The sequence below is a fragment of the Thalassobacter sp. genome, from assembly GCF_982993085.1.
Genome location: NZ_CEZFMW010000129.1, coordinates 1 through 9,359, shown reverse-complemented (window position 1 = coordinate 9,359; position 9,359 = coordinate 1). Strand labels below are relative to the sequence as shown.

The window sequence follows — 9,359 nt, the reverse complement described above, 5'->3', positions numbered from 1 at the left end:
TCCGATCCGTTGTGCGTGGTGTGGGCCACTATCTGCCCGACCGCGTTGTGGAGAATGCCGAGTTCGAGACTTGGGTCGAAACGTCTGATGCGTGGATACGATCCCGTTCGGGGATTGAGCGGCGCCATTTCGCGGCCGAGGGGCAAACCACATCCGACCTCGCGACCCGTGCCGCACAAGCAGCCCTCGCGGACGCTGGCATGGATGCCTCCCAGATCGACGCAATCGTTGTCGCGACCTCGACCCCCGATTTCACGTTCCCATCCGTGGCGACCATGGTGCAAGGCGCCCTAGGAATGGAGCGCGGCTTTGCTTTCGATATCCAAGCGGTGTGTGCTGGCTTCGTTTACGCGCTGACCAATGCGAATGGATTGATTCTGTCGGGCCAAGCCGAGCGTGTTTTGGTTATTGGCGCAGAAACATTTTCCCGGATTATGAACTGGGAAGACCGCACAACAAGCGTTCTGTTCGGTGACGGCGCAGGTGCCTTGATCTTGGAAAAGGCCGAAGGTGAAGGCACGTCAGATGACCGCGGCATCCTTGCCACTGACCTAAATTCGGACGGTCGTTTCCGCGAAATTCTGTACGTTTCGGGGGGACCATCCGCCACCCAAAGCACCGGCCACCTGATCATGGAAGGCAAGGAAGTCTTTCGCCATGCTGTTGAAAAGCTTGCCACTTGTACCGTTGACGTGGTCGCCAAGGCCGGTCTGACAACTGATGATATTGACTGTGTCATCCCCCATCAGGCGAACCTGCGCATCATCAAGCGCACCGCCGATAAGCTGGGCATTGATGAGAGCAAAGTTGTGATCACCGTCCAAGATCATGGCAACACGTCCGCCGCCTCCATTCCGCTGGCGATGTCTGTGGGCAAGCAACGCGGTCAGGTTCGGGAGGGCGATTTGGTCGTCACCGAGGCGATTGGCGGCGGCTTGGCATGGGGCGCAGTCGTACTACGCTGGTAACCGCTCATTTGATGCGCGAAGAACATCGGCCAAGTGCTTGTTATTGACTCGAAAACCGCCGTGCCCCAATGTGGGGAAAATATGGCGAGGGGCCCGGATATGACTTCAAAAACACTGACACGTATGGATCTGAGCGAAGCGGTTTTCCGCGAGGTCGGTCTGTCGCGCAACGAAAGCGCACAATTGGTGGAGCAGGTTCTGCTGCACATGTCCGATGCGCTGGTCCAAGGGGAGCAGGTCAAGATCAGCTCTTTCGGGACATTCTCCGTTCGTGAGAAATCCGCCCGCGTGGGTCGCAACCCCAAGACGGGTGAAGAAGCCCCCATCCCGCCCCGCCGCGTGCTGACCTTCCGCCCATCGCACTTGATGAAAGATCGCGTCGCGACTGGTAACAAAGCCTAACAAACTGTTCACGCGGAGCGGCCCAAACTGCTGCGTCCATCAAACAGTTGAGGGGGAGTTATGAGCAAAAGCGCTGATGCCTTTCGCACCATCCGCGAAGTTGCGGATTGGTTGGGGGTTCCGACCCATGTTTTGCGGTTTTGGGAAAGCAAATTTGACGTCGTCAGCCCCGTAAAGGGGCCCGGCGGGCGTCGATATTACCGCCCCGATGATATGCGCCTTTTGGGCGGTATTCGTGTGCTTTTGCACGATCAGGGCATGACCATTCGCGGCGTTCAAAAGATGATCGCCGAGGATGGAACCGCTCCGATTGAGGCTCTCTCACCGGAGCCTACCTTTGCAGATCCTCAGACCAAATCCTCCTCCTCGCGGACGGCACGTCGGGGCGCCAACCGGCGCGTTATCAAAGACGATGCAAATGCAGGCGGCACGGGTCGCGGCGGTCTCTATGATCTCGATGCTCTGTCCCAAGACACCCCTGAGGCCCCCTCAGAGGCCCCCATGGTGCATGTTGAGCCAGAACCGCAAGAGGCCGAAGTTCTCAGCTTTGCCAATGCATTACAGAAGAATGCCGCACCCGTTGAGGAGGCGCCTGAGCCCGAACAAGAGCCCCTCATCCTCGATAGCGCGCATCAAATCGTGGACACACAAATTGCCCCCGAACTACCGCTAGAGCCGCCAGCGCCTGAAATCACCGAACACGCCATGGCCCGCGCATTGACAGCCAAAGTTGCGGCAAAACGGGGCACAAACACTGCACTCAGCATCCAAAACCGCGCCAAGCTTGACCTTGTGGCTCGTAGGATCAAGCTTCTGAGCGACCGGATCAGTACCGAGCTGAAATCCTGACGTGACGCTGGCTTTTGCACAGGTAAACGCGACGCAAAAAGGTCCCACATTCGGGACAATTGCCGCTTGCAGCCCCGAAAAAATACCTTATACGGGCGGCATAGTCGGGCTATGGCGCAGCCTGGTAGCGCGTCCGTCTGGGGGACGGAAGGTCGCAGGTTCGAGTCCTGCTAGCCCGACCACCGACTGCAAAGCCGCAGGCCATTTGGCACTGCGGCTTTTGCTGTTCATAGGGGTAAGAAAATGACACACGGGGTTCTCCCTTCTCAGGCCCTAGAGGCGATGTTGGACCGCGGTGAAATCACCGTGACCGCACCACTGGTGGACGGTCAGGTACAGCCAGCCTCGCTCGATCTGCGCCTTGGCACGGTAGCCTACCGCGTCCGGGCCTCGTTTCTTGCGGGCGCTGGCACGCCGGTCGCGGATCGCCTCGCGGACTTTGAAATGCACCGCATGTCACTCGACGGCGGCGCGGTTCTCGAAAAGGGCTGCGTTTATCTTGTACCCCTGATGGAAAGCCTCGCCCTACCCGTCGGAATCACCGCTGTAGCGAACGCAAAATCCTCCACCGGGCGGCTCGATCTGCTGACCCGCGTGATCACCGATGGCGGCACCGAGTTCGACCGCATCCCCGAAGGCTACACAGGTCCCCTTTACGCCGAAATCTGCCCCCGTTCGTTCAGTGTTCTGGTCCGGCCCGGCATGCGCCTGAACCAAATCCGCTTCCGCCAAGGCGAAGCCGTCCTGTCGGACAGCGCGATGGCTGCACTGCACGATCAAACCCCGCTTGTGGATGGCACCCCACTGATCTCCGAAGGCTTGGGCTTCTCCGTCGATCTCAAACCCAGCACAGGTGACCTCGTCGGCTACCGCGCCAAGCCGCACACCGGCGTGATCGACCTTGATAACATCGGCCATTACACGCCCCGCGATTACTGGGAAGAAGTCCGCACATCCGATGGCCGCATCATCCTAGACCCCGGTGCATTCTACATCCTCGTGAGCCGCGAAGCCGTGACAATCCCGCCCCAATACGCCGCCGAAATGGCACCTTATCTGGCAATGGTCGGCGAATTCAGGGTCCACTACGCGGGCTTCTTTGATCCCGGCTTTGGTCACGGCGTCCCGGCCCGCGGCGTCCTTGAAGTCCGCTGCCACGAAGCCCCCTTCGTGCTCGAACACGGCCAAGTGGTCGGCCGTTTAGTCTACGAAGGCATGACCGAGGTTCCCAATGTCCTCTACGGCGCAGATATGAAAAGCAACTATCAGGGCCAAGGCCTCAAGCTGTCCAAACACTTCGCCGCCCCCTAGGCCGCACCGCCTGCCTCCTTTGTTCCCTAAATACTCCCCAGAGCGCGAGAGAGGATCTCTCGCTTTGGCGTCGCCGTCAGGCGGCGCAAAACCTCACGCCTGATGAAACGGGCAACTCGCCTGCTGCGCGGGGGTTAACCGATCAAAAGGCACGACATAAGTGTGCACCAGAAACGCTAGCGCATCCGTCCGAGGCAAACGCAAAATCGTCTGACGCTCTGCCCGCAAATAGCGCGGCGTTCCCTTGGGCGGTATCCGTGGCGCCGTCTCAGAATGGGGCTGATGCAGTTCTGCGTCATGATACATCAATGCATTTGCCCGCCACAGTGGTTGCCCCGCGCGCACCCGATCAAACATGCGCTCCACCCTTACCGCCACGGGGGCATAGCTGGGCACGGGGCGGTGGATCGCATCCAAGGGCTGCATAAATTTCTCGGCCAGGGTCCACGCCGCGGGAAAACACAACACTGCCCCCGTCAAAACGAACGCGCCGTCGCGCTTTTGCAGCAATACAACGTCCTCTTGGATCAACGCACCCAAGGTCTCCAACGGGTGATCTCGCGCAGGGATAACCACACGGCCGTCAGGACAGCGCACCGCATCACCCTGCCGCTCAAACCCCCCGGGCAAAGCACCTAGCACCACCTCCAATGCCTCGTGCGCGGCGGGTTCAGCGGCGGGATCAAGGGCCAAAACCTGCGATCTGTGCCTCTCAATCAAACGCGCTTTGTGGGCCATTTGTGCGGCATAAGCCTCATCCACAATCAGCCAATCTCCCTCTACCGGGCGCATCCCCGGCATCCGCGCAAGCGCCGGATCAGACCACGGTGTAAAGGGCAGTTTTTCTTGCAAAATGTCCATTTGCGCCCTCTTGGCCGGTGAATCGTGTCGCTTATGCCGCAGAAGGTGCCGAAATGCACGGCACACTCATGAATAAGGAGGCCCCCATGAACCAACATTATCGCACCACCCGCAAGATTGATCCAAGCAAGGGCACGCACCTTTTGGACGGGACGCCCAACGACAATGACCGGATGGAAATCGGGCCCACCAAATTGGCCTACGATGAATGGGACGCTGCGGGCCTGATCTTGCCCGATTTGGCCGCCATGCGCGCCTACCGGCACCGCCGGCTTGTGGATGCGGTTGTCGCGCGGGATTTGGGCGGTGTGTTGATGTTCGACCCGCTCAACATCCGCTACGCCACCGACAGCACGAACATGCAGCTTTGGAACACGCACAACCCATTTCGCGCGGTGCTTGTCTGTGCGGATGGTTACATGGTCATCTGGGACTATAAAAATGCCAAATTCCTAAGCGCTTTCAACCCCTTGGTCCAAGAGCAACGCTCGGGCGCGGATCTATTCTATTTTGGGCGTGGCGACAAAATCGACATCGCCGCTGATGCTTTTAGCAACGAAGTCCGCGCCCTGATTGAGGCCCACGGCGGCGGCAACATGCGGCTCGCGGCGGACAAGCCCATGATACACGGGCTTCGCGCGCTTGAGGCGCAGGGGTTTGAGGTCACGGACGGCGAAGAGCTGACCGAAAAAGCTCGCTCAATCAAAGGCCCGGATGAGATTTTGGCCATGCGCTGTGCTTCGCATGCCTGCGAGACGGCCTGCTATGAGATGGAAAAGGCCTGTGCGCCGGGCCTAAGCGAAGACGAAGTCTGGGCCGTACTGCACGCAGAAAACATCAAACGCGGCGGTGAATGGATCGAAACGCGGCTGCTGTCCTCTGGGCCGCGCACCAACCCTTGGTTCCAAGAATGCGGCCCGCGCATCATTCAGAACAACGAAATCGTGGCCTTTGACACCGATCTTGTCGGCTCCTACGGGATTTGTGTCGATATTTCGCGCACGTGGTGGGTGGGCGATGCCGCCCCCCGCCCCGACATGATTGAGGCCATGCGCCACGGGGTTGAGCACATCCAAACCAACATGGAGATGCTCAAACCCGGCGTGCCCCTGCGCGATCTCACCTTCAACGCCCACAAGCTGAAGCCAGAATACCAAGAGCTAAAATACGGCTGTCTGATGCACGGCGTAGGCCTGTGCGATGAATGGCCCCTGATCCGCTATCCCGAACACCACGTCGAGGGCGCGTTTGACGGCCACCTAGAGGCCGGGATGGTTCTGTGTGTCGAGGCATTGATTTCGCCCAAGGGTGGGGATTTCTCGATCAAGCTAGAGGATCAGGTTCTTATTACCGAAGACGGCTATGAAAACCTGACCAAATACCCCTTCGATCCACGGCTGATGGGTCACTAACCCCGCCGGAAGGGGATTGTTAACGCAGGCCTGCTAATCTGTCGTCCCCCGTGCCGTGCACGGTCGTCGATGGATAGGCAGGCCGTTTGAGTTTTCATCCCCATGATCCAGTAATCTCGGTGCAATCCGCGCAAAAGGGCAGCTATCCGATGACCGTGCGCACGGTTTGCGTGGCGCCGGGCCAACTGCTCCGCGAGGGGGAGCGTGTGGCCGAACTGCTTGAACCCTCGGGCCGGTGGGTTTGTTTAATCGCGTCCCAGGCCGCAGGTCAGATCAAGGCCGTACGTATTCGCGCGGGCTTTTTCGTTGGTAGGCAATTGCCGGGTCGTCACGTCACGCGCATTGTGCGGCGCATCACTTATCTGGACGCGGATCACGGGGTTGGCGCGTTTATTCGGACAAAATCACAGGTTCAGGGCACGTTTTCCTACGCGGATGCGCGCGAGTGACCGCCGCTTTACCAAAGATCAGCCACCAGCGGGACATGGTCCGAGCCGGAGGCAGGCGCGCGACGGACCTCTGCATTCATTGTGGCGAACACGTGGTCAATCTGGATCGGATACCGCCACCACTCAGGCCCACTGGGCAGACGGAAGGTCGGCACCCACGGCCCCATCCGCGTCACACCCGCCGCGCGCGACAAACGGCGCAGACGGTGCGTGCCCGCCACCATGTTGAAATCACCCGCCATGACGATATCACCATCCAGCTTGGCCAAAGCGGTTTCCATGTAATCCACCTGTGCGGGATCGTTGAACGGATAGGGCCACTTGGCATGGACCGAGACGACCCAAACCGGGCCGCCCGGCGTTTCGACCTGCAACGCGACCAACCCCATGGGATACAAACAAAGGGGCTTTTCATCTGTGGCGGGCAACCGGCTCAACACCATCACCGCCCCCACCGCGCCGTATCGACAAAATGCCTGATGCGGGTAGTCGGCGCGCAATTCTTCCAACAAGGACCGTTTGTTTTGCGACACCTCCTGAAAGGTGATCACATCGGGCGAAAGGGCCGCGATATTGGCCAGGGTCAGGCTATGATCACGCTGCGCGAAAAACAGATTGTTTTGATACAGCCGAAAACTTGGGGTCCCTTGCGCCTGAACCTGAAGCCCGGGCAGGCCCGCCCCCCACGTCACAGCCGTAACCGCCATGCCAACCGCGCCCAACATCGCCACGATCGCCGCAGCGCGCCGCCGGATCGGCCATGCAAAACCGGCGCATATCAGGGCCGCGACCAGCCAAATAGGGCGGAATGTCGCCAGCGAGTCGCCCGCATCATGCACCGCCCCCAGCCACGTCCCTCCCCACACGACGATGAAAAACCACGCCATTCTGTAGCATATGTCACGGAACATGGGTCGAAACCTCGCCTCAAGTCACGGCTGCGTGATCGCGGCCCGCCTACGCTTGAGCCCGCCTGCCCGCGCGCCCATTGTCAGTCTCAACACTAATGATCGGACCTGTTCCATGCCAAGCCGCAAGTTGACATTCACCGGACATGATGGCGCGCAACTTGCCGCACGTCTGGATATGCCCGAGGGGCCGCACCTCGCGACGGCGTTGTTTGCGCATTGCTTTACCTGTTCCAAGGATATTCCCGCCGCGCGCCGGATTTCGGGGCGGTTGGCCGCCATGGGGATCGCCGTGTTGCGATTTGATTTCACTGGGCTTGGTCATTCGGAAGGAGAATTCGCCAACACATCGTTCACTTCCAACGTGGATGATATTGTTGCCGCCGCCGCACACCTCAAATCCGAAGGGTTCGCGCCCAGCATGTTGATCGGCCATTCCCTTGGGGGGGCTGCGGTTTTGCGTGCGGCAGGGGCAATCGCATCGGTCAAGGCCGTGGTGACCATCGGCGCCCCCTCTGACCCTGGGCATGTCACCCACAACTTTGCCGACGCTTTGCCCCGGATCAAAGCGGACGGCAAAGCCTCGGTCATGCTGGGCGGTCGCCCGGTTATGATCGGCCAAGCGTTCGTTGAGGACGTGAGCGAGGCGGCCCTCACCCCCGCGATAAGCGCGTTGAACCGCGCGCTTTTGGTCCTGCACGCGCCGCGCGACGAAACCGTGGGTATCGAAAACGCCACAGCGATTTTTGCCGCCGCAAAGCACCCCAAAAGCTTTGTCACCCTCGATAATGCCGACCATCTGATCACCCGCCCGGCGGACGCCGAGTATGTGGCCGACGTGATCGCCGCATGGGCCGGCCGGTATCTGGATCTGCGTGCGCCAGCCCCGCCCATCGGCGCCCCCGAAGGCGTGACCCGCGTGTCTGAGGCGGATGCGGACGGCTTTTTGCAAGACGTCACATCAGGCAACACCCATCACGCGCTGGCCGATGAACCCGTGGCCTACGGCGGCACAAACAAGGGCATGTCACCGTACCAATTCCTTGCCGCTGGATTGGGGGCCTGTACGTCGATGACGGTGCGAATGTACGCCCGACGCAAAGGCTGGCCACTGAGCCATATCAGCGTAGACGTCACCCATGACCGGATGCACGCGCAGGATGCAGGCACCCCGAATGAGCGGATTGATCGGTTCACACGGGTGATCACGCTGGCCGGTGATCTGTCGGACGATCAGCACGAACGCCTTGTTGAGATTGCAGACAAATGCCCTGTTCACAAAACGTTAGAGGCAGGCGCTAAAGTAAAAACTGTCCTGCGTGTAGCCGAAAATGAAGCCGCTCCAACACCCCAGGACGCATAATTCAACGAAATAGCTGGCTGCTGTGGCGCCCCATGTTGTGCTCACAATTTGCGCCAGATCAAAGTGCTTACCTTCCGGGAACGGTACTCTATGCCCACGAATGGAGGGCACAGAATGCACACCCTTGAACGTTTGATCCTTTCCCCGCGTATCGCCGCCGACGTCGCGGCCCGGCTTAGAACCGCGCAGATCAAATCACCTGCGCCACCGCGCCGAGACGCGCAAAACCCATGTACTGAGGTCCGCAGGATTGAGGGTGGCCTGACCATGGTCTTTCTGCCGCCCGTCCTGAGCGGTGAACAGACCCATTCGCCCCCTTCTCAAATCCGGCTATAGCGACTTGTCATTCTATAGGATTTGCGCGGGCCCTGAACGCGCCACGTCACGGTAAATGCGGGCCAATCCGCGAAATCGTAGTGGACACTGTAATCATCCGGGTCACACCAATGATCCGTATCGCCGCCCCGTGCGGGCACCGTGTGAAAATAGCGTCCATCGTCGAACCAAACACTGAGGTCTGGCTTCCACAGATACCGCCGGGTCGCGGCCATTGGGGTTTGACCGCTGATCGTCAGGGTACCTTCCTCAACATAGGCCAAACCCTCGGCATGCGGTGCCCAAGTTGCCGTGCCAGTGAACTGTCCTGGCGGCAGACCATCCTGCGCAATCACACGCTCCAGCGCCCAATCGCCCGTAAAATCGTCCAATGTGCGCGCTTTGCCATCCGTTTTCGCCATCAAAGCCTGTCACAGGCGCGGCATATTCCACCGCAGCCCGTCCTCGTGTTGCACATCACCCGAGCGGACCCTAAGAGAAACGCCAAGCCGCAGCAACGC

Annotated in this window: 11 protein-coding genes and 1 tRNA gene; 9 read left to right on the top strand and 3 right to left on the bottom strand. The window is 59.9% G+C overall.

The window, feature by feature from the left end:
- From AC4GMC_RS15670 to AC4GMC_RS15650, 5 genes are all read left to right on the top strand, one after another.
- On the top strand, positions 1-968 hold a 968-nt coding region (locus tag AC4GMC_RS15670), incomplete at its 5' end, for a beta-ketoacyl-ACP synthase III (RefSeq protein ID WP_488047646.1).
- A 99-nt stretch (positions 969-1,067) separates the two neighbouring features.
- Entirely contained in the window at positions 1,068-1,370 is a 303-nt protein-coding gene (gene ihfA, locus AC4GMC_RS15665) for an integration host factor subunit alpha (protein ID WP_038002530.1), read from the top strand.
- A 60-nt stretch (positions 1,371-1,430) separates the two neighbouring features.
- Positions 1,431-2,219, top strand: a complete 789-nt coding sequence (locus AC4GMC_RS15660; RefSeq protein WP_487878557.1) for a MerR family transcriptional regulator — start codon at positions 1,431-1,433, stop codon at positions 2,217-2,219.
- Between the two features lie 105 nt (positions 2,220-2,324).
- A tRNA-Pro gene (locus AC4GMC_RS15655) sits at positions 2,325-2,401 on the top strand.
- Between the two features lie 61 nt (positions 2,402-2,462).
- Complete coding sequence (locus AC4GMC_RS15650; RefSeq protein WP_487878927.1) at positions 2,463-3,530, top strand: 2'-deoxycytidine 5'-triphosphate deaminase; 1,068 nt, start codon at positions 2,463-2,465, stop codon at positions 3,528-3,530.
- Between the two features lie 93 nt (positions 3,531-3,623).
- Here AC4GMC_RS15650 and AC4GMC_RS15645 read toward each other — a convergent pair whose 3' ends face one another.
- Positions 3,624-4,391: a heme-dependent oxidative N-demethylase family protein gene (locus AC4GMC_RS15645; protein ID WP_487878297.1), complete on the bottom strand. Its 768-nt coding sequence runs from the start codon at positions 4,389-4,391 to the stop codon at positions 3,624-3,626.
- Between the two features lie 86 nt (positions 4,392-4,477).
- On the opposite strand from AC4GMC_RS15645, the gene dddP reads away from it, so the two are divergent.
- Both dddP and AC4GMC_RS15635 read left to right on the top strand, forming a co-directional pair.
- Positions 4,478-5,803, top strand: a complete 1,326-nt coding sequence (gene dddP / locus AC4GMC_RS15640; protein ID WP_487878296.1) for a dimethylsulfonioproprionate lyase DddP — start codon at positions 4,478-4,480, stop codon at positions 5,801-5,803.
- Between the two features lie 86 nt (positions 5,804-5,889).
- Entirely contained in the window at positions 5,890-6,252 is a 363-nt protein-coding gene (locus AC4GMC_RS15635; protein WP_487878295.1) for a biotin/lipoyl attachment domain-containing protein, read from the top strand.
- A gap of 8 nt (positions 6,253-6,260) precedes the next feature.
- On the opposite strand, the gene AC4GMC_RS15630 is transcribed toward AC4GMC_RS15635, so the two are convergent.
- Positions 6,261-7,163, bottom strand: coding sequence for an endonuclease/exonuclease/phosphatase family protein (locus tag AC4GMC_RS15630; RefSeq protein ID WP_487879006.1), 903 nt, complete (start codon positions 7,161-7,163; stop codon positions 6,261-6,263).
- 112 nt (positions 7,164-7,275) lie between these two features.
- Between AC4GMC_RS15630 and AC4GMC_RS15625 the strand changes: the two genes are divergently transcribed.
- Positions 7,276-8,523, top strand: coding sequence for a bifunctional alpha/beta hydrolase/OsmC family protein (locus AC4GMC_RS15625; protein WP_487877210.1), 1,248 nt, complete (start codon positions 7,276-7,278; stop codon positions 8,521-8,523).
- 114 nt (positions 8,524-8,637) lie between these two features.
- Complete coding sequence (locus tag AC4GMC_RS15620; protein WP_487877211.1) at positions 8,638-8,859, top strand: hypothetical protein; 222 nt, start codon at positions 8,638-8,640, stop codon at positions 8,857-8,859.
- Here AC4GMC_RS15620 and AC4GMC_RS15615 read toward each other — a convergent pair.
- Positions 8,844-9,260 (bottom strand): DUF6314 family protein, encoded by a 417-nt coding sequence (locus AC4GMC_RS15615; RefSeq protein WP_487877212.1) that lies wholly within the window; start codon positions 9,258-9,260, stop codon positions 8,844-8,846. The genes AC4GMC_RS15620 and AC4GMC_RS15615 overlap by 16 nt on opposite strands.
- Between the last annotated feature and the right edge of the window lie 99 nt (positions 9,261-9,359).

Excerpts from the sequence above, each read along its gene's own strand:
- AC4GMC_RS15645 (WP_487878297.1), bottom strand. The coding sequence starts at position 4,391 with ATGGACATTTTGCAAGAAAAACTGCCCTTTACACCGTGGTCTGATCCG.
- dddP (WP_487878296.1), top strand. The coding sequence starts at position 4,478 with ATGAACCAACATTATCGCACCACCCGCAAGATTGATCCAAGCAAGGGC.
- AC4GMC_RS15615 (WP_487877212.1), bottom strand. The coding sequence starts at position 9,260 with ATGGCGAAAACGGATGGCAAAGCGCGCACATTGGACGATTTTACGGGC.
- AC4GMC_RS15625 (WP_487877210.1), top strand. The coding sequence starts at position 7,276 with ATGCCAAGCCGCAAGTTGACATTCACCGGACATGATGGCGCGCAACTT.
- AC4GMC_RS15630 (WP_487879006.1), bottom strand. The coding sequence starts at position 7,163 with ATGTTCCGTGACATATGCTACAGAATGGCGTGGTTTTTCATCGTCGTG.
- AC4GMC_RS15660 (WP_487878557.1), top strand. The coding sequence starts at position 1,431 with ATGAGCAAAAGCGCTGATGCCTTTCGCACCATCCGCGAAGTTGCGGAT.
- ihfA (WP_038002530.1), top strand. The coding sequence starts at position 1,068 with ATGACTTCAAAAACACTGACACGTATGGATCTGAGCGAAGCGGTTTTC.
- AC4GMC_RS15650 (WP_487878927.1), top strand. The coding sequence starts at position 2,463 with ATGACACACGGGGTTCTCCCTTCTCAGGCCCTAGAGGCGATGTTGGAC.
- AC4GMC_RS15620 (WP_487877211.1), top strand. The coding sequence starts at position 8,638 with ATGCACACCCTTGAACGTTTGATCCTTTCCCCGCGTATCGCCGCCGAC.